At 37.6% G+C, this 19,051-nt stretch carries 19 protein-coding genes; 12 read left to right on the plus strand and 7 right to left on the minus strand.

Features of this window, described 5'->3' with window-relative positions:
• Positions 1-106 precede the first annotated feature (106 nt).
• The 5 genes from pyrR (at position 107) to V9G42_08840 (ending at position 3,723) form a co-directional block, all read left to right on the plus strand.
• A complete protein-coding gene (pyrR, locus tag V9G42_08820; protein MEI2759512.1) occupies positions 107-676 on the plus strand; it encodes a bifunctional pyr operon transcriptional regulator/uracil phosphoribosyltransferase PyrR in 570 nt (189 codons plus the stop codon).
• Complete coding sequence (locus tag V9G42_08825) at positions 657-1,586, plus strand: aspartate carbamoyltransferase catalytic subunit (protein MEI2759513.1); 930 nt, start codon at positions 657-659, stop codon at positions 1,584-1,586. Before pyrR ends, V9G42_08825 begins: the two co-directional genes overlap by 20 nt.
• An 81-nt stretch (positions 1,587-1,667) precedes the next feature.
• Positions 1,668-2,024, plus strand: coding sequence for an STAS domain-containing protein (locus V9G42_08830; GenBank protein MEI2759514.1), 357 nt, complete (start codon positions 1,668-1,670; stop codon positions 2,022-2,024).
• A gap of 17 nt (positions 2,025-2,041) precedes the next feature.
• Positions 2,042-2,809: a T9SS type A sorting domain-containing protein gene (locus V9G42_08835; GenBank protein ID MEI2759515.1), complete on the plus strand. Its 768-nt coding sequence runs from the start codon at positions 2,042-2,044 to the stop codon at positions 2,807-2,809.
• Positions 2,809-3,723, plus strand: a complete 915-nt coding sequence (locus V9G42_08840) for a ribonuclease Z (GenBank protein ID MEI2759516.1) — start codon at positions 2,809-2,811, stop codon at positions 3,721-3,723. The genes V9G42_08835 and V9G42_08840 overlap by 1 nt, the downstream gene beginning before the upstream one ends.
• A gap of 2 nt (positions 3,724-3,725) precedes the next feature.
• On the opposite strand, the gene V9G42_08845 is transcribed toward V9G42_08840, so the two are convergent.
• Positions 3,726-6,257, minus strand: a complete 2,532-nt coding sequence (locus V9G42_08845) for a putative LPS assembly protein LptD (protein ID MEI2759517.1) — start codon at positions 6,255-6,257, stop codon at positions 3,726-3,728.
• 111 nt (positions 6,258-6,368) lie between these two features.
• Here V9G42_08845 and V9G42_08850 point away from each other — a divergent pair, with 111 nt between their 5' ends.
• A complete protein-coding gene (locus tag V9G42_08850) occupies positions 6,369-7,748 on the plus strand; it encodes an N-acetylmuramoyl-L-alanine amidase (protein ID MEI2759518.1) in 1,380 nt (459 codons plus the stop codon).
• Positions 7,749-7,759: 11 nt separating this feature from the next.
• The gene (locus V9G42_08855; protein ID MEI2759519.1) at positions 7,760-8,689 is read left to right on the plus strand and encodes an MlaD family protein; all 930 of its coding nucleotides are present in this window, start codon (positions 7,760-7,762) and stop codon (positions 8,687-8,689) included.
• 51 nt (positions 8,690-8,740) lie between these two features.
• On the opposite strand, the gene V9G42_08860 is transcribed toward V9G42_08855, so the two are convergent.
• Genes V9G42_08860 through V9G42_08870 form a run of 3 tightly spaced genes read right to left on the minus strand, consistent with a single transcriptional unit; the run spans position 8,741 to position 11,134 of the window.
• Positions 8,741-9,361: a bifunctional nuclease family protein gene (locus tag V9G42_08860; GenBank protein ID MEI2759520.1), complete on the minus strand. Its 621-nt coding sequence runs from the start codon at positions 9,359-9,361 to the stop codon at positions 8,741-8,743.
• 33 nt (positions 9,362-9,394) lie between these two features.
• The gene (locus V9G42_08865; GenBank protein MEI2759521.1) at positions 9,395-10,372 is read right to left on the minus strand and encodes an electron transfer flavoprotein subunit alpha/FixB family protein; all 978 of its coding nucleotides are present in this window, start codon (positions 10,370-10,372) and stop codon (positions 9,395-9,397) included.
• Between the two features lie 24 nt (positions 10,373-10,396).
• Complete coding sequence (locus tag V9G42_08870; protein MEI2759522.1) at positions 10,397-11,134, minus strand: electron transfer flavoprotein subunit beta/FixA family protein; 738 nt, start codon at positions 11,132-11,134, stop codon at positions 10,397-10,399.
• Between the two features lie 77 nt (positions 11,135-11,211).
• On the opposite strand from V9G42_08870, the gene V9G42_08875 reads away from it, so the two are divergent.
• The 4 genes from V9G42_08875 to V9G42_08890 all read left to right on the plus strand — a co-directional run bounded on the left by V9G42_08875 (position 11,212) and on the right by V9G42_08890 (position 12,656).
• A complete protein-coding gene (locus V9G42_08875; GenBank protein MEI2759523.1) occupies positions 11,212-11,532 on the plus strand; it encodes a tetratricopeptide repeat protein in 321 nt (106 codons plus the stop codon).
• Positions 11,533-11,627: 95 nt separating this feature from the next.
• Positions 11,628-11,858, plus strand: coding sequence for a YtxH domain-containing protein (locus tag V9G42_08880; protein ID MEI2759524.1), 231 nt, complete (start codon positions 11,628-11,630; stop codon positions 11,856-11,858).
• 14 nt (positions 11,859-11,872) lie between these two features.
• A complete protein-coding gene (locus V9G42_08885; protein ID MEI2759525.1) occupies positions 11,873-12,238 on the plus strand; it encodes a phage holin family protein in 366 nt (121 codons plus the stop codon).
• Positions 12,231-12,656: a hypothetical protein gene (locus V9G42_08890; GenBank protein ID MEI2759526.1), complete on the plus strand. Its 426-nt coding sequence runs from the start codon at positions 12,231-12,233 to the stop codon at positions 12,654-12,656. Before V9G42_08885 ends, V9G42_08890 begins: the two co-directional genes overlap by 8 nt.
• 7 nt (positions 12,657-12,663) lie before the next feature.
• On the opposite strand, the gene V9G42_08895 is transcribed toward V9G42_08890, so the two are convergent.
• Positions 12,664-12,828 carry a hypothetical protein gene (locus V9G42_08895; GenBank protein MEI2759527.1) on the minus strand — a complete coding sequence of 55 codons (165 nt, stop codon included), beginning with the start codon at positions 12,826-12,828 and terminating at the stop codon, positions 12,664-12,666.
• 214 nt (positions 12,829-13,042) lie between these two features.
• Between V9G42_08895 and V9G42_08900 the strand changes: the two genes are divergently transcribed.
• Complete coding sequence (locus V9G42_08900) at positions 13,043-14,506, plus strand: glyceraldehyde-3-phosphate dehydrogenase (GenBank protein ID MEI2759528.1); 1,464 nt, start codon at positions 13,043-13,045, stop codon at positions 14,504-14,506.
• Between the two features lie 54 nt (positions 14,507-14,560).
• Here V9G42_08900 and V9G42_08905 read toward each other — a convergent pair whose 3' ends face one another.
• Positions 14,561-16,075 (minus strand): T9SS type A sorting domain-containing protein, encoded by a 1,515-nt coding sequence (locus tag V9G42_08905; GenBank protein MEI2759529.1) that lies wholly within the window; start codon positions 16,073-16,075, stop codon positions 14,561-14,563.
• Positions 16,072-19,032, minus strand: a complete 2,961-nt coding sequence (locus tag V9G42_08910) for a T9SS type A sorting domain-containing protein (protein MEI2759530.1) — start codon at positions 19,030-19,032, stop codon at positions 16,072-16,074. Before V9G42_08910 ends, V9G42_08905 begins: the two co-directional genes overlap by 4 nt.
• Between the last annotated feature and the right edge of the window lie 19 nt (positions 19,033-19,051).

Consider the following 19,051-nt stretch of genomic DNA (forward strand, 5'->3'; position numbering starts at 1 on the left):
TTGCTATTAGAGTATTTGATGCCTCCGTAAAATTTTAGGGTAAATTTTAAACGGCAATGTAATTTGATTTTTTACAATTAAGATCAAATGCTATTTTTGCCACACGATGACACATTTAATTCTTGCGGGCAAACAATTGGATATTACCATAGAGCGCCTTTGTCATCAGCTAATTGAAAACCACGGCAACTTTAAAGATACCTGTATCATTGGGTTACAGTCAAAGGGTGTACCCTTGTCTAAACGCATTTGTAAAAGGCTTTCAGAATTTTTACCGGAGAGTACTATTCAGCATGGCGCATTGGATATTACATTTTTCAGAGACGATTACCGCAGAAGTGAAAAGTTGCTGATGCCCTCACGAACAGAGATAGATTTTATTGTTGAAGGCAAGAATGTGGTTTTGGTTGACGATGTGTTGTTTACCGGACGTACCATTAGAGCAGCAATGGATGCACTGATGGCTTTTGGACGTCCTGCCAAGGTTGAGTTATTAGTTTTAATTGACAGAAAATTCAGCAGACAGTTTCCAATTGAGCCAGATTATACAGGTCAGGCAATTGATACAGCCATTAATGATAAAGTGCAGGTAGAGTGGAAGGAGAGCGGCAGCAAAGACGGTGTGTGGTTGGTTTCTGAAATCAAATCAAAAACGAATGGGAAAGTTAAGCGTTAAACATCTTATTGGTATCAGAAACCTGAATCCTGAAGATATCAACCTTATTCTTGATACAGCAAAAACTTTTAAAGAAGTCATCAACAGGCCAATTAAAAAGGTGCCTTCCATGCGTGATGTTACAGTAGTGAATTTATTTTTTGAAAACTCTACCCGCACACGTCTCTCATTCGAGCTGGCCGAAAAAAGACTCTCTGCCGATGTGCTGAATTTTACAGCATCATCATCATCAGTCAATAAAGGCGAAACATTAATTGACACAGTCAATAATATTCTTGCCATGAAGGTTGATTTGGTGGTGATGCGTCATCCCAAACCTGGTGCAGCATTATTTTTGTCACAAAAAGTAAATTCTGTGATAGTTAATGCAGGCGATGGAACACATGAACATCCAACACAGGCACTGCTTGATGCTTTTTCAATCCGTGAAAAGTTAGGAACATTAAAAGGTAAAAAAGTGGTTATCGTTGGCGATATTTTGCATTCAAGAGTAGCTTTGTCTAATATTTATTGTCTGCAAAAATCGGGTGCAGAAGTAATGGTCTGCGGTCCTGCTACTTTGATTCCAAGATATATTGAGCAGTTGGGTGTGAAAGTTGAAACCAACCTCATTAATGCTTTGAACTGGTGCGATGTAGCTAATGTATTACGTATTCAACTTGAACGTCAGGATATTAAATACTTTCCGTCTTTAAGAGAGTATATTATGCAATATGGTATCACACTCGACATATTAAAAAAATTACAGAAAAAAATTGTCATCATGCACCCCGGGCCAATCAATCGCGGAGTTGAAATTACTACTGAAGTTGCTGATTCCGATCAGTCTATAATCTTAGATCAGGTTGAAAACGGTGTGGCTGTTCGCATGGCAGTTTTATATTTATTAGCCGGTCAGCCGGTAGGTTGATTTTATAAATAGGACAGCCTATTTGTTTTTATTAAAATATCTTTTTTATATTTGTTTGCAACATTTTTACATCCAACTAGTATGCATTATACCTTAGACAAAAAAGAAAAATACGCAGTGCTGAAGCTTCACGAACAAAAGCTTAATACACTTATTTCCGCTGAACTTAAATCGGAGTTGTTGATACTCAACAGCCAGGGCTTCATTCATATTGTCCTCGATCTTTCCGATACACAATATTGTGATTCATCAGGACTGAGTGCTATTTTAGTAGGCAATAGAATTTGCCGCAATGCCAATGGTAATTTCATTGTAACAGAAATCAGCGAACCGGTAAAGAAACTAATCAACATATCACAACTTGATTCAGTATTAACCATTGTGCCAAAAATTGATGAAGCATTGGCTCAAATCAACAAAGCCGCTTCTGTAAACTGAATTTTAAACTCCTATATATGATAAAAAAGTTACTCTTCTCGTTGATGTTCATCTCCATGTCAGGCATTGCAATGTCGCAGTGTACTCCTGACCCAACAATAATTGATCCCGGTGTTTATCCCGACAGTGCTACCGGCTTGAGCAATGGCACAGTGGGTGTAGCCTACAATCAGGTTATTCAGGTAAGAACATTTTTTGATACTACTGCCACAATCAATTTTAATGGTGTGCCATTTAATGCAAATTTTGAATTGGACTCAATTACCATTCTGGGTGTTTCAGGATTACCTCCCGGACTGACCTATGCATGCAATCCCGGAACTTGTCAGTTTTTGGCAAGCAGCAATGGTTGTCTTCTGCTTTCTGGTACACCTGTAACAGCTGGTGTATATCCTATTACTGTAGATATCATTGCCAGAGGCAAAATAACCAACCTTGGTATATCTTATGGCCAGCCTATGTCAGTGACATATTATACCATTACCATTGACACCAATTCAGGAGTGATAGAGCTTTTGCCAAAAGACAAATTAAGTATGTCGCAAAACCTACCGAATCCTTTTAAACAAAAGTCTGTTGTGTATTTTAATTCACCGGTAAACACCAAGCTCGAATTTAAAATCTATAACATTCTTGGTAAAAATATTTTCAGTGAAACAATTTCTGCAAAAAGAGGCGTGAATACTTATACTATAAATGCCGAAAATCTTTCAGCAGGAATTTACATGTATTCTATCAATTCGGGCACAGCCAACATCACCAGAAGGATGATTATTTCAAAGTAATGTATTTTGAAGTAACGATCTTAGGTAGTAGTTCGGCAACGCCCATCTTTCAAGGTCATCCTACCGCTCAGGTTTTAAATATCCGGGAGCGGTTTTTTTTGATTGATTGTGGTGAAGGCACACAAGGGCAGTTTCTGAAATATAAATTTAAGCTCAATAAACTTTCGCATATTTTCATTTCACACCTGCATGGCGACCATTATTTGGGCCTTGTAGGTTTGCTTTCAACAATGCACCTGCAAGGGCGCACCAGCGAAATACACATCTATGGCCAGCCGGAGTTAATGGACGTTATAGAACTTCAATTACGATTGTCGCAAACACGATTGCGATATCAGTTGATTTTTCATCCTGTTCAGCATTATGCACCTGCCATAATTTATGAAGATGATGATATGCTCATTAAATCAATTATTCTTAACCACCGCATCCCTTGCACGGGATATCTTTTTTCTGAAAAGCCTAAGCCCAGAAAGTTAATTATTGCCAAGCTGCAACAACATAATATTCCTTTTTCTTTCTATGGAAGACTTAAAGACGGGTTTGATTACGAAGATGACGAAGGAAAAATTATTCCTAATGCAGAGCTGACTATTTCCTCTACAGCACCACGTTCTTACGCTTTCTGCAGCGATACATGTTATGATGAATCAATTATTGATGAAATAAAAGGCGTAAACCTGCTCTATCATGAAGCAACATTTATGAATGATTTGGCAGAGCGGGCTAAAACAACTTTTCATTCAACAAGCCTGCAGGCTGCAACTATTGCAAAAAAAGCAGGGGTTGATAAACTAATAGTGGGTCATTTTTCTGCACGCTATCGCGATTTAAAACCTTTGCTCGATGAAGCACGGACAGTATTTAAAAATACAGAACTTGCCATTGAAGGTCAGAAATTTAGTGTTGAATAAAATTAGAAATTATCGTAGCGGTCGTTTTTCTTGGTCAACTTTAAATCCTGAAGTACACTAGACTTTACGTTAATTTGAAAATAATAGTTGGCCTGATAGCCGAAAGGCACCCAGTTAAGACGCATTTCCCAGCAATGTAAATCACGATAAAATCCTAGTGAGGTATAAGACTGCTTTTTGGTTTGAAAATCATAACCTGAATTGAATGTTATCTTCCAATGTTCTGTCAATGAAATATCTCCATTGAAACCAACGATTTGCGATAAATTTCCTTTCTCATTTGTCGGTCGTGAATAGGTAATGCTGTAATTGACAGACAAATTATAGGGTACAGAAAAGTCAACATAATCATCAGGATGATCATTGATTTCTTTTACCTGCTCCATGGTTCCTTTTAAACTTTTTTTATTTCCTTTCTGACGATTCAGATTAAAACCAACACTACCACCGGCTGAGGTGAGTCGTGCAATTTTTCCATTCTCTGTAAGAGAATATTTTGCAATTCGTATTCCTTGATCGTTCATCAGATATGGATCAAAAGTTCCTGATGCTGTTAAGCTAACCATATCAAAAAGCGTAGTTCGGGCATTCATACCGATGGGCGAGAGATTAAATGAATCTGCTGATAAGTTGTATGATGCAGATAAACCAAAACTTTCCAGAATTTTAATCTTTTTAATGTTGACAGCTGTATCAGTATATTGTCTGGTTTTCATCTCCAGATTATTGTCTAAACTAAAACTAAGCAAATTTGATTTCCCTTGTGAAGGTCCGCCATAAAGTGTGTTTTCGTAGATGGAATAACGTCTGCTGTTGCCAATGCTATCTGTTTGCACAGTTTTATAATAACCATATTTATTCTCACCAAAATCCGGTCTGTACATATAGCTTAATGTTGGTGAAAGCACATGTCTTATTGCAGCTATTTTCCCTTTCTTGAATTGCTTCATACCATAAATTCTTGTGTTCAGACTTAACGAGCCGTTGTATTCATGTGCAGCGTTGAATCCTTTAACAGTGTCGGTCATAATGCTGTTATTTTCGGCATCAAATCGTTGCTTGTAGGTTTCTATATACCAGCGTTCGTTAAAATTGATTACCGGTGTAAGATTAAAATATTTCATCACTTTAAATGATGCACTGACCGGAATGTTATGTTGCATCCCGTTTTTCATCTTTTGCAGTGTCGTGTTTTTGAAAAATAAACTATCGGGATTCTGTAATTGATTTTGTAATGTGCTGCTATAACCAACACTTATTTTTTCATACCATGCAAGTGTGCCTTCCTGTTCTTTTTTACGGAATGGATAGATGGTATTCATGCTCAGATTAATGCTTGGTGCAGTTAAATAAATTATTTTGGTTTGCGTGTTTTGCGAATGGGTGATGGCAGATGAGAAGTTGAGTTGTTTATTGAAAAATGAGCGTGAATAAGAAATTGATGAATTGAACGTGTTGGTCAGGTAGTTTGATGCACTTGAAATATTTCTGGTATAATAGTCGTTTGAGCCTGCACGAACAGAAGCGGAGAAAATTCCGTTGGGTCTGGCTTTTGGATCTTGTAAGTGACTCCAGTTTATGAAAAACTCTTTACTTCGGCTATAGTCAGGTAAATCTTTTTCGCTCACTTTAATAATAGAGTAGAGGAAGGATAAATTTCCATTATAATGATAACGGTTATTATATCGTGAAGATGCTTTTACAGCCCAGCTGCCAAGTGTATAAATATCTGCTGTAAGTTGAAGGTCAACATGATCGCTAATTCCAAAATAATATCCACCATTTTTAAAGAAAAATCCAAGTGCATTGCTTTCACCGTATGCAGGAAATAATATTCCTGAGCTTCGACCTTTAGTGTTAGGAAATAACCCAAAAGGAATGGCTGCAGGTGCTGGAACATCGCCAATAATCAGATAAGCCGGCCCTGTAATTATTTTATTGTTGGGAATTACTTTGAGTTTATTTGCTGCAATATAGTAGTGTGGGGTATCTAAACTACAGGTAGTGTATTTGCCATAGCGTATATAACTGCTTTCATCAACTTTTTTAACTATGGCACCATGTATAAAGCCATCGCCTTGCTGTGTTATGACATGATAAACCTTACCTTTCTTCGTGTCGAAGTTATAACGCATGGTATCTGCTTTAAATTCATCATCGCCTTCCTTAAAAACGGGCATTCCATAAAGTTTTCCTGATGAATCGCGGAGACCTGCCGAAAAAACATTCTTTGTATTCCAGTCAACTTCAATATAGGCAGCCTTAAGTTCAATATTTTCATAATTAACCTGAGCTTTTTCATACATAAAAACCTTTTCATGCTCAATGTCAAATTCAATGGTGTCATCAGCAACATAATGAACTTTTGATTTTATGTCATTGTTGACCCCTGTTTTAATGGTGTCTTTAGACACTGTATCAATGGATAATGAATCTTTTAGAGGCGTTTGTGCAAGTATATTTTCAGTTGAAAATATAATGACCGTCAGGCACCACAATATTGTAATCGTTAATAAGTTTTTAAAAACGGTCATTTACAAAAAAAGGAGATGGAGTTAAAAACGATATTTTTGGAGCCGCAAAGGTAATTGAACAGAATTTAACACCATCCAAAGAAACGCAGAATCATGTTGTTTATTTATAAGATGATAAAAATAAGGGTCATTTTTACAATATCATTGTTGTTTTTTATTTGTATTTCAGCGTCTAATGGAACCTATAAGGAGCCGTATCGAATCAAGACCATCGTAATAGACCCCGGTCATGGCGGACATGACTCAGGTTGCTTAGGTGCCTCTTCCAAAGAAAAACAAATTGCACTTGAAGTAGCACTGAAATTGGGAGAAATGATTACTCAAAAATACCCTGATGTAAAGGTTATTTACACCAGAAAAACTGACGAGTTTGTTGAATTGCATGAGCGCGCTGCAATTGCTAACCGTAATCATGCAGAGCTTTTTATTTGCATACACTGCAACTCCGGCAGCCCGGCAGCATTTGGAGCTGAAACCTATGTTATGGGTTTGCATAAAACAGAAGACAATCTTAATGTGGCTAAACGTGAAAATGCCGCAGTGCTGTTAGAAAAAGATTATAAACAAAAGTATGATGGCTTTGATCCTAATTCGCCTGAAGCCAACATTGTTTTTACTTTATATCAAAATGCCTACCTGACACAAAGTCTCAAGTTTGCCTCGGCAGTTCAGCAGCAGTTTGAAGTGTATGCCGGACGTTATAACCGAGGTGTTAAGCAGGCAGGTTTTTTAGTACTTTATAAAACAGCTATGCCATCAGTTCTGATTGAAACCGGATTTTTAACAAACAGAACAGAGGAAAAATATTTGCTTACAGAGAAAGGTCAGAATGCTATTGCTTCAAGTATTTTCAGGGCTTTTATGGAGTATAAATTAGATATGGAAACTCCAGGAGCTAAAATTCCTCAAGGGAGTGCAGAGAATGACTTGAATAAAAACATATTAGAAGTAAAAAATAACGATAATCAATCGGATAAGGAAACCACACAACCACCTCAAAAGGCAACTGATAGTGAGAAAAATACAGCAACGCCAAACAACACTAAAGAAAATCAGGAAGTAAAAAAGGAAACAGTCAAAAAGAATACAGACACACCTGTTACCCAAAAGGAGACGCACCCAGCAGAAAATAACAAAACAGAAACTACTGTTAAGCCTATTGCTTCTAAAGAAAAGGTGATTCCTTCAGAGGTGAAGAAAGAAAATGCCAATTCAGATAAATTACCTGATTTTTTTTATACCGTACAGCTGGCAGCAATGCCAGAGGCATCAAAAGAAGAATTAAAGCGATTTGAAAATCTGCCCGACATTAATACTTTTAAAGCAGAAAATGGGATGATTAGAGTATGCCAGGGTGTTTTTACAACGCATGCCAAAGCATTATCAGCACAATCACAGCTTAGGGCAAAGGGGTATAAAGATGCATTTGTTACGCCTTACTATAAAGGCAAGCGAATTTCAAATAAAGAGGCAGAAGCAATAAAAAAATAAATTCAAATCACGTGAAAATATCAAACGAAGTAAAAGTAGGCATAGCATTTACACTTACCATAGCCGGTTTTTTCTGGGGTATGAACTTTTTAAAAGGGACAGATTTATTCTCTACATCAAACAAATATTATGTTGTTTATGACGATGTGAATGGTATCGTAAAATCGAACCCTGTAATTATGAATGGGTTTAAAATTGGGCAGGTAGATAAAATTATTTATGCCGAAGACAAAAGCGGACGGCTTATTGTTACTCTAAGAGTAGATGATAATGTTTTTATTCCCAAATCGTCAAATGCAGTTATTGTTTCAAGTGATTTGTTAGGCTCAAAGGCCATAGAACTTGAAATGAGTGAGGACAAAACACCTGCAAAAAATGGCGATACCCTTGTAGGTAATGTGCAGTCAGGGTTAACAGATCAGATTAAACCATTAAAGAGTAAGGCAGAAGGATTGGTTACCTCACTCGATTCATTATCGTTTGCATTAACACAACTCATCAATGAGCGTTCACGCAGCAGCCTGAATAATATTTTTGCTAATCTGGAGCACACTACTGAAGGTCTGGATAAAATGGTGAATAATTCAAATAGTAAGCTCAACAGTATGCTTGCAAATATTGATGGTGTAGCCGGAAACCTCAACAATAAACAGTCTGACATCAATGGTATTTTAAAAAATGTTAACTCACTAAGCGATTCGCTTAGCCGATTGCAACTTAACCTCACCATTGAAAAACTCAATAAAACTATTGCCGAACTAAACAGTGTGTTAGGCAAAATTGATAACTCGCAAGGCAGTTTGGGTAAGTTGGTTAATGACGACAGTCTTTACAATAACCTCAATAGTGCATCTGCTAATCTTGATAAACTTCTCATTGACTTAAAGGCAAACCCCGGAAGGTATGTTAACATTTCTGTGTTTGGTAAGAAAAATAAATAACAACGCCAGCTTTATATCACACCTCAAGCAGTAGCTTTCTCCTAGCGAAGTTTATTTATTCCTCCTTGTTAATTCGTCTCTGATTTTAGAAGCAGCTTCATAATCTTCGTTGTCAATGGCATTAATAAGTGCTTCGTTAAGCTCCTCAGTGGAAAGGTGTGAAAAATCGTTTAAAGCAAGTGTTTTGGGCTTTTTTCTTTGAGGAGGAAAAGTCTTTTCAGGTTTGGTAATTTCATTCGGTTCATCACTTACATTTAGTTCTCCTTCAATTTCAACTCCGGCCTGCGACAATATGAAGTCAAATGTATAAATCGGACAGTTAAAACGAACGGCTAAGGCAATTGCATCACTGGTGCGGGCATCAATTTCAAGTTGTTTTTCGCCATTGCTGCAGACAATCTTTGAATAAAAAACACCTTCTTTCAAGTTGTAGATTGTTACTTCATTAATATGGATTCCGAAAGAAATAGAGAAGTTTTTAAAAAGATCATGTGTAAGCGGTCGGCTGGGAGTCATGTTTTCCAACTCAACGGCTATAGCCTGAGCCTCATAACCACCAATGATTATAGGTAGCCTTCGTGTGCCGCCCTGCTCATTCAATACCAAGGCATAGGCTCCACTTTGTGCCTGACTATAAGACAAACCGAAAATATCGAGTCTTATTTTTTTCATCAAGGTTTAAAAGTAAACAAACTTTTAATATAATCAGCCATTAGCGGCTTTAAATTTTTTAACCTCTTCAATAAGCTTTGGTACTACTTCAAATGCATCACCAACAATACCATAATCAGCTGCTTTAAAGAATGGGGCTTCCGGATCTTTATTAATAACCACAATAGTTTTGGAGGAACTAACACCGGCAAGATGCTGTATTGCACCGGATATACCAATGGCAATGTATAAGTTAGGACTTATTGCCAATCCTGTCTGTCCAACGTGTTCGCTATGTGGACGCCAATGTGCATCACTAACAGGCTTAGAACATGCTGTTGCAGCACCTAATAAAGTTGCAAGTTCTTCTACCATTCCCCAGTTTTCAGGTCCTTTTAAACCACGACCAGCAGATACAACAATCTCGGCTTCAGGTAAAGAAATTTTATCTGAAGCTTTTACGATCTCTTTTACCAGAGCAGTAAAATCGCTGTCAGCAACAGATGGACTAAATGACTCAACTGTGCCCGATGCCTGATTCTCTTCTGCTTTGAAACTGTTTGGCGAAACAGTAATAACTTTTATGGAAGAGGTCAACTCAATGTCAGCAAATGCTTTGCCTGAAAAGGCTGAAGTTCTCACCTTAAAACCATTGCTTAAATCAGGTAAACCAACAGCACCATCAACCATTCCGGCTTTAAGCTTAACAGTAACCCTTGGTGCCATAGCCTTGCCATTAAATGTGTTTGAAATTACTACAACCGATGCATTGCTTTGTTTTGCTGCTTCTGCAACTACTGAAGCGTACGCTTGATTTATAAATTGCTTTAATTTTTCATTTGTTACATGTAAAACTTTATCAGCACCATAGCGGCCTGCCTTGTTTTGCTCATCAGGTGCTAAATCACCAACAGCAAGTGCAGTTAAGGTGCCTCCTGAGTTTTTAGCAATTGCTTTACCATAACTTAAAACTTCCGTTGCCGATTTTTTTAATTTTCCTTCTGCAGTTTCTATATATACAAGAACATTCATATCTTAATTCTCAGATTTATATTATTAAATAACTTTAGCTTCTATGTGTAATGCATCTACAAGTGCTTTTACATTTGATGCATCAATTAACTTTACCTGTGTTCGTGGCGCAGGTTTATCATAACCTACCAATTGCTGATGTGTTTCCGTAGCAACTGCAGCAACAGCCTGCAAAGGCTTGGTGCGGGCACTCATTATTCCGCGCATGTTGGGAATACGTGGTTCAGCCATCCCTTCAGTTGCACTAACAACAAGTGGAGTAGGACATGAAACAATTTCTTTACCTCCTTCAATTTCGCGCTCAAGGGTAACATTTTTATCAGCTACTTCAAGCGATTTTACAATGCTTACTGATGGAATGTTTAATAGCTCACCAACCATTGCTGCAACTTGCGAACCATTGTAATCAATAGATTCACGACCTGTAAGAATCAAATCAAAACTATTTTTCGATGCATAGTCTGCAATTTGTGCAGCAACAAAAGAAGCGTTTGCCGGATTGGCATCTATCCGCACAGCATCTGTTGCGCCAATGGCTAAAGCTTTGCGCAAAGTGGCATCTGTGGTAGCATCACCAACATTAATTACAGTAACGGTTCCACCTGATTTTTCAGTCAGTTCCAATGCACGAGTAAGAGCAATTTCATCATAAGGGTTGATAATGTATTGTATGCCTGATGTAGCAATAGATTTATTGTCGGCAGTGAAACTTATTTTGGTTGTCGTGTCGGGTACATGACTGATACAAACTAAAATTTTCATATTTAAAATGATTAACTACTTTTTTCGGAATGCAAAAATAGGTATTATTGTACTTCATTGAAATAAATGTGAATGAAATGTCAACAGACAGACTTCAGCAACTAGAGGCTATGTATGCCGATAATCCACAGGAATTGTTTGTTTTATACGCCCTTGCACTAGAACACGTTAAGCTAAATAATGAGGAGCAGTCTGTAAATTATTTTGAGAAGGTTTTATCAGTAAGCAGAAGTTATTTACCTGTTTTTTATCAGTATGCTTTGTTCTTACAGGATATAGATCTCTTAAAAGCCAGAAAATTATGTCAGGAAGGTCTTTTGCTGGCAGAAAATCAACGCAAACAAAAAACTAAGGCAGAACTGCAGTCTCTTTTAGAACAATTGTCAGATGGCGATTAAACAATTACCCACCTATGTTGTTTTGCTAAAATATTCATCAATAAACTGTAAAGGGTGATTATCTTTGTAAAATAAAATTATTAAAATAATATGCTATGTCTAATGGTTCAAAAATTTTAGGTGCGCTGCTGATAGGGGCTGCTGCCGGTGCTATACTCGGAGTGTTATTTGCTCCTGATAAAGGCGAAGAAACACGCAGAAAAATCAGAAAAAAAGGAGAAGATATCCTCGATGATATCAAACGAAAAATAAATGAAGCTAATGATGAACTTGATAACTTGTCCAAAGAAATGGAAGATGGCAATCCATCAGCTAAAGAATATTGATCGTAATTTGGAATATGCCACAGGAAAAAAATACGCTGCAGACACTTTACGAAGAGGCACGGGAATATGTTGAGGTAAAACTTGAGTTAACCTATCTTAATTTTCAGCAAAAACTGTCTGAAATAGTATCGTCACTTACAGTTGTGTTTGTTATTGCCATTCTTGCATTGGTTGTTTTTGCATTTTTAAGTGTTGGATTAGCATTACTGATAGGTCAATATTTAAACAGTATGTATGCAGGCTTTTTTATTATGGCATTGTTCTTTTTTGTTTTATTGATTGGTGTAGCTGTGTTTTCACAACGACTGATAAAAGAGCCTTTAATGGATTTTATTATCAAACGACTTAATAGTTCTGAAAAAAATGCAGCTGATGAATAAGTCAAAAATTACCAACTATAAAGAGTTGCTGGCAGCAAAAAATGTCTTGCATAAACGCAGTTTGGTTTTAGAAGACAAAATGATTAATAATATCAACACATTGAAAAGTGAGTTGACACCAGCCAATATTCTGAATAAAACCTTTAAGTCATTATTGTTTGAAAACAAGACCGGCATTGCCGGTAGCGCATTAAGGATTGGTGCCGAGTATTTAATTGGCAGAGGTGCGCAACGTAAAAGTGGGTCGGCTTTGTATGGAACGTTAGGCTATGTTGCTGCAAAATCACTGATTAGCTTTGCTCTTGAAAACAAAAAGTTTTTGCTGGATACTCTAAGTAAGTTGTTGAATAAAATTGACGTGAGAAAAAATGATCCGGATAATATTTTTGATCAATCAACAGCTGATGATCACTTCTGAATAGCGATTAAAGCTTTTCTTTTTCAATCACTACCTTATAAGTTTCTTTTTTCTTTTTGGAAGTAAAACTTAGAAGACCTGCAAGAACAGAAGATTTAAATAGCACCAGCCCAACAAGACTGATTGTTTTATCTGCCCACTGCATAATAAATATGTTTAAAAGCTGTTTCATCCACCTTGAATTTCAGACAACAAAAGTCAATCTAATAATCCGTTAAACGGATAGAACAATAAAATGTTTTTAACAAGTTGTTGTTTAGTTAATCAGAAAATCATTTTAAAACACTGAATTACAAAGTAGTTGTAATGTAATAAATGGGACAATTTTGTTGTAAAACGTTTGTAAACATGGAGTATATTTGCAGCCTGAATAAAATCAATAAAAAATGCAAACAACAGCAGCAAATGATGTAAACTATGAACAGGATTTAAACGAATGGATTAAGGCTGAGAAAGCTGCCATTGAGTTAATTCATGTTACCGGATCTTTATGGTTCGACAAATCAGTAGAATTGGTTATGTTTCGCAATCAGATGATTGATCGCAGTAGCAGCCAATTGTTGAACCTGATTCAGTATTCTAAGGAAATTGTAAAAAAGCCGATTAATATTTTTGACGCTTTAGCTATTGCCAAAGAGTTAAACGCTATTGATCTTGCACCATCACGTCTCGATTTAGGACGTTTGGCTCATGAATGGCTTGTTGATAAAGAGAAATATCAAACGGTAAGTAAGTTTATTGCAGATAAACTAAAGGATTTTATCGGTAAAGGCAAAAAGACATTAACACCTAAAGATGTTGTTCTTTATGGTTTTGGTCGTATAGGCCGATTGCTGGCGCGCGAGCTAACTATCATGGCTGGCAAAGGCGAACAGCTTCGTTTACGTGCAATAGTTACCCGTGATAAAAGTGATGAAGATATTATCAAACGTGCAGATTTGTTACGTACAGATAGTGTTCATGGGCCATTTCCGGGCACTGTGATTGAAGATATTCAAAATCGTGCTCTCATAATTAATGGACATACCGTACACATGATTTCAGCAAAGAATCCTGAAGATATTGATTATACAAAGTATGGGATTAACAATGCGCTGCTGGTTGATAATACCGGTGTTGCACGCGACCGTGAAGGTTTAGGTAAACATTTACTTTCAAAGGGAGTAGATAAAGTATTATTAACAGCTCCCGGCAAAGGTGACATTCCTAATGTTGTTTATGGTGTAAATCAAACACAACATGATGCAAGTGAAAAAATCTATTCTGCGGCCTCTTGTACAACCAATGCCATTGTTCCTGTGTTGGCAGTAATTAATAAAACATTAGGCATCGAACGTGGACATATAGAAACCATTCACTCCTATACAAACGACCAGAATCTTCTTGACAACTATCATAAAAAATACAGAAGAGGTCGCTCGGCCGCTTTAAATATGGTAATTACTGAAACAGGTGCTGATAAAGCAGTATCAAAAGCTTTACCTGAATTGGCCGGTAAAATTACAGGCAATGCTGTAAGGGTTCCTACTCCTGATGTATCCTTAGCAATTCTGAACCTGACGTTAGGAAAAAATTCAGATAAAGATTCCATCAACGAAATTCTGAAAGAAGCAGCACTTAAAGGTGATTTGGTTGAGCAAATTCAATACTCGTACGGTAATGAATTAGTAAGCACCGACCTTGTAGGAAATCCATGCGCAAGCATTGTTGATAGTCCTGCTACTATTGTTAGTAAAGACGGAAAGACAGCAGTGCTTTATGTTTGGTATGATAATGAATATGGCTATAGCCGTCAGGTAATTCGTTTTGCAAAATATCTTGCTGACGTTATCAGACTGACTTACTATTAATTTTTAAGATTTAAGAAAAACAAAAGGCTTTCTCTAAAAGGGGAAGCTTTTTTATTACTCCTTAAAGACAACCAACTTTTTATGCACCCTTTCATTGCCGCTGCTAATCACACATTGGTAAACTCCGTTAGCGATTTTGGACAATGAGATGTATTGCATAGTGCTCCAAGGCGGCAGGTTTTGTTTGTAAATTTGTTTGCCGGTTATATCAAATAATTGAAGTGTGCCGGATTTGTTCTGTGGCAAGAGATAAACTATTTTAAAATTACCATTGCTTGGGTTGGGGGAAATTGAAAATTTGAAATCATGTTGCTTAACGTCATTAATGCCTGTAATCAAACATGGGCAGGTAGTTTGTGTGGTATCACAACCAAGATAGTAGTTGGGATGATTAACATGTGAAAAACCTAAATAGCATGGTGTTTGGACAGCATGTTGCAATACATTACAAGCTAAACCTGCACTATCCGGTTGGTCAATAACACCAAAATAGGGTGCTCCGCTACACGATGAAATATAAAATTTACCGTTGGCCGCAAGGTACATATAACAAAAATCTGTCCAACCACCATAAGAAAATGTATCGTACTGGGCAACCAATTGCTGTGTTTGCCAAATTTGAGCAGCCTGCAAGTCATACTGGTAAATATTGATTTGCGAAAACTGATACAGTAATTTAGAATTAGGTGAAAATCCTAATCCTAATCCATAGATTGAATCAGGTAATAATGTGTATTTTGAGTTTGAAAATAAACCGGAACATCTGTCAAAATCAAAAAGCCGAATATCCCTTTTTAAAGGTTTACCCATTATTCCAGTAGGATTCATAGTTATATAAGCATACTTTGTTCCATCAGGCGAAAAAACCTGAATAGAGCTAAAACTTGTGTGCATCGGCACATTTAAATGTTGCTGCTGAATATTAGTGATGCCATTGGGGGTTAACAATACCGTAAACACCACATCGCTGCTGTCTTTAAGTACTGCCACCCACCAATCTCTGCCATTGGCATGTTTACAGGCTGTAACTCCAAAAACCAATGTGTCGCTAAATGCAATTTGATTTTTAAGTGTCACTGCTCCACGACCACTATCCAAAGACATGTCAATGATGGAGTAATACAGATTGCGCGGATATACACTTACATCGCCTGTTTGATGAAGCAACAAATATTTACCCACACTATCAGGATAAGGCAAAATTACTTGTGTAATTGGTTTTGGAAAACCAAATGAACAATATCCATTTGCGAATGGACCTGGGTTTAATCCACCACCATTAACCATAGTATCTCCTGTTGCATTGGCAATCCAACAACCGTTGGTATAAAACAATAAATTACCGGCACTGTCGGAAATATTGGCCTGTGCCTCCATAAATTTCATCTTCCTTACTTGTGAGAATACATTAAAGTTAATTGAGTCAATTTCTGCTATTGCTTTACCAGAAGATGTATAAGGAGGCATTCCAACAACATCATACCCCAACAAATAATTGTGATTATAACCCTGCCCCAAACAACTAAAGCCATGCAATAAAATAATACTGATTGTTATTAGCTTTTTCATCGTGCAATAATTAATTTTTTAACCCTGCTATAACCGTTGCTGTCTTTTATTTCTACCATGTACATGCCCTGTAAATACTTATGAGTATAAATGGTAAACTGTTTTTCACCATTCAGCTGCCATTCGCCCATCATATACCCCAGCATGGTGCGTAGTGTTAACTTCGTTAATCCATCAACCGGTGACAGTATCCTTACCTCTGTTTTGCCATCGGCAGGGTTGGGCACCAAATCAAAATCTATGGCTATATAGTTTGTAAGTCCGTTTGCCGTTTGAGCCATTCTGTAAATACCTTCCTGCAAGCAGGCATACAGGTCGTCATACTCCAAACTGTCGTTAAACAATGCCAGCATGTTTCTTGCTTGATAAACAGAGACCCCACCACTGTAGGGACATTGCATGGCAATGTTTAACAGTGTATTCATATCAGTCTGCAAACTGTCTTCGCCTAGCTGTTCTGCTTTTCGCAGTAGCTCAGTCATTGTTTTTTGATTTATCTGCGGCAACGTTACCGGTTGCACCGCAGCATTAGTATTGGTGCTGTTAACCCAATTGCCTGTTTGGATATTTTCAATCTGTTGCATTAAATTTTTACGTGTAGTCTGCTGTGTGTTTAATTGTTGTACAAGATTATCCAACATGGTTTCGTAAAGTGTAGTGGAGTTTTGTTTTAATAAGTTATCAACAATATTCAAACTGTCAGTAATCTGTTGTATCAAATTATCGGATGCAGCTAACAAACTATTAAAATAGCCATTGATAACAAAGGCTGATTTCTGAAAATCCTTTGTTTCACTCAGTTTGCCGATAACAGTGTTTTGATTGTTTATATAAAAAGCAGCAAGCACCGAGTCGCTGCCACGAAGGGTGTCGTTGGCAACAAGCAGTTCATAAAGATTTTGTTGGGCAATGCTTTTAGTTTCTTCAATAAATTCTGTTGACAAAGTATCGCCTCTGGCAATGTTATACAGCAACAGTGTGTCTTCTGATGTGGTAAAGGCTGCATAACAGTCATTGCCGCATTGGTCAGGTGTGCCAGATTGCGGAATAAACCATGGTCCGTTAGGTGAATAATTCAGTGGATGCCAGATGGTGTTAACCGGTGTGTGAATTATAATTCGAGATAAAGCTGGATCACCCAAATTGGTTGCATTAACTTTATTAAGCACATTTAACCACCGGTTGCCTTTCTGCATCTGTTGGCCAATGATGGCAGCAGTGTTCAGGTACAAACCCATATCGCAACTGTCCACATCGTTGGTACGATATACATTGTTTTTGGTGCAATCACCACCCATATACACTCCGCAGTTTTGAAAACGTATGTGATTGCAGTTGATGTTAAAGCCTTTGCTCTGTGCTACCTCCATACCTTTAGATATTAAAAGTGTGTCGGCTGGATAGTTGGAAATTATGTAGTTGCATGTTACCGTTGCCGTGTCGCTGCCTAATAGCTGAATGCCTGTAGTTAAAGGTTTTTGTGAGCCAACGGTATATTGATTAATGTTGTTGTAGTTGATTTGTGGCCTGAGTGCAAAGCTGCTTTTTATGCCTGTTGCAGCTGCATGTAATGCAATCATGTTGTTGTAAATATTGTAGTTAGCACTGGAGGTGTTGGTTAATTCATCAAGTGTTATACCTACGCCTTTGCTGCTTCCTTGCATGGTTATGGTATTACCTTCAATTGTTACTGATTTTGCACCTTCGTTGCGCGACAAATATATACCATAACTCTTTGCCTGAATATCGTTGTAGGTGATGTCTGCTGTGCGTAGTTTGCAACGCGCAGCATAGATACCCGTTAACACTTGTCTAAAGGTTAGATTGTGCGCTTTTAATTCACTGTAAATAGCGTAAATACCTCTGTCGCACTGCTGCACTGTAGTGCCTCCGGATGCCAGAGGTAGCATGTTAAAAACTCCCAATGTGTTTTGGCTGTTGCCCCAACTGACAACAGCCGTTCCGCTGGGTTTGGTTGGCCAACTGCCACTGTTACTGATAAACTCAAACTTGCTGTTAGTTAAAGTTAAATGACTGTTAACACTGTAAATGCCAAACTCCATTTTACTGAAATAATTTTCATTAAAAAGGTTGTCACCAATGGTGCAAAACATATTGTTGAGCCAGATGCCACTCAATGGTACAGTGCCATGAGTGGGTTGCCCCACATAACTTGGTTTAAATCCATTTGCCTTAGTAAATGTTGTACCCACAACGGTTAGTTGTGCAAAGCCATAAACATCGCTCTGTGCCAGTTCGGGCTGGGCATTAATGCCGATGATATTGTCGTAAAAATTACTGTTTACAGATTTTACAATGCCTTTGTTGCGCAGCAAGATGCCGTTTTCTGCATCGCGAATGGTGCTTGTGTTTAAGGTTACAATACCATTAGCCAACACTTCTATCCCTCTCCACATGGTATCACAAGCCTGAATGGTTGTGTTATTAATCGTAAAGACACCTCCGTTTTGTACAATTATCTGCGCTCCGGCAGCGGTGTAAACAGTGCAGTTGTTCAGTGTTAAATTTCCGTTTACATAAAAGCGGTTGGCTACAAATATTGATTGGTTGTTGATGGTTGCATTGCCGGAGAAAGTACTGTCTGCAAAGGTCGTGTCGGTGTTGGCACAAGCATTGAGAACGTTTACACAAACACTATCTTTCCACGTAGTATTTGCCGGAGAAGTAACGCTTGCTACATTGTAAAAGCAACTGCCGGGTTGGGTAAAGTAGCCGCTTACTGTGAATGTGCTGCACTGCATGGAGGTGAGGGTAACTTCTCTGTTCATTTCTTTTGCTTGTCCAAAAGAAACGAACCAAAGAAAAAGACACCAACAAAGCCAACCGCAAATTTTCTTTTTACGCAATACCTGCCCTTCATAAGTTGGAAAATTTACGGTTCGCACCTTTGTTGGATCGTCAGCGCACTGGGATTGTAGTATTATAAACCGATACATAGCTGTTTTAAAAATACTA

Source organism: Bacteroidia bacterium (assembly GCA_037045145.1).
Taxonomy (GTDB): Bacteria; Bacteroidota; Bacteroidia; order AKYH767-A; family OLB10; genus OLB10.

Coding starts and splice junctions, on each gene's coding strand:
- pyrR (MEI2759512.1), top strand. CDS start 107: ATGACACATTTAATTCTTGCGGGCAAACAATTGGATATTACCATAGAG.
- V9G42_08825 (MEI2759513.1), top strand. CDS start 657: ATGGGAAAGTTAAGCGTTAAACATCTTATTGGTATCAGAAACCTGAAT.
- V9G42_08830 (MEI2759514.1), top strand. CDS start 1,668: ATGCATTATACCTTAGACAAAAAAGAAAAATACGCAGTGCTGAAGCTT.
- V9G42_08835 (MEI2759515.1), top strand. CDS start 2,042: ATGATAAAAAAGTTACTCTTCTCGTTGATGTTCATCTCCATGTCAGGC.
- V9G42_08840 (MEI2759516.1), top strand. CDS start 2,809: ATGTATTTTGAAGTAACGATCTTAGGTAGTAGTTCGGCAACGCCCATC.
- V9G42_08845 (MEI2759517.1), bottom strand. CDS start 6,257: ATGACCGTTTTTAAAAACTTATTAACGATTACAATATTGTGGTGCCTG.
- V9G42_08850 (MEI2759518.1), top strand. CDS start 6,369: ATGATAAAAATAAGGGTCATTTTTACAATATCATTGTTGTTTTTTATT.
- V9G42_08860 (MEI2759520.1), bottom strand. CDS start 9,361: ATGAAAAAAATAAGACTCGATATTTTCGGTTTGTCTTATAGTCAGGCA.
- V9G42_08865 (MEI2759521.1), bottom strand. CDS start 10,372: ATGAATGTTCTTGTATATATAGAAACTGCAGAAGGAAAATTAAAAAAA.
- V9G42_08870 (MEI2759522.1), bottom strand. CDS start 11,134: ATGAAAATTTTAGTTTGTATCAGTCATGTACCCGACACGACAACCAAA.
- V9G42_08875 (MEI2759523.1), top strand. CDS start 11,212: ATGTCAACAGACAGACTTCAGCAACTAGAGGCTATGTATGCCGATAAT.
- V9G42_08880 (MEI2759524.1), top strand. CDS start 11,628: ATGTCTAATGGTTCAAAAATTTTAGGTGCGCTGCTGATAGGGGCTGCT.
- V9G42_08885 (MEI2759525.1), top strand. CDS start 11,873: ATGCCACAGGAAAAAAATACGCTGCAGACACTTTACGAAGAGGCACGG.
- V9G42_08890 (MEI2759526.1), top strand. CDS start 12,231: ATGAATAAGTCAAAAATTACCAACTATAAAGAGTTGCTGGCAGCAAAA.
- V9G42_08895 (MEI2759527.1), bottom strand. CDS start 12,828: ATGAAACAGCTTTTAAACATATTTATTATGCAGTGGGCAGATAAAACA.
- V9G42_08900 (MEI2759528.1), top strand. CDS start 13,043: ATGCAAACAACAGCAGCAAATGATGTAAACTATGAACAGGATTTAAAC.
- V9G42_08905 (MEI2759529.1), bottom strand. CDS start 16,075: ATGAAAAAGCTAATAACAATCAGTATTATTTTATTGCATGGCTTTAGT.
- V9G42_08910 (MEI2759530.1), bottom strand. CDS start 19,032: ATGTATCGGTTTATAATACTACAATCCCAGTGCGCTGACGATCCAACA.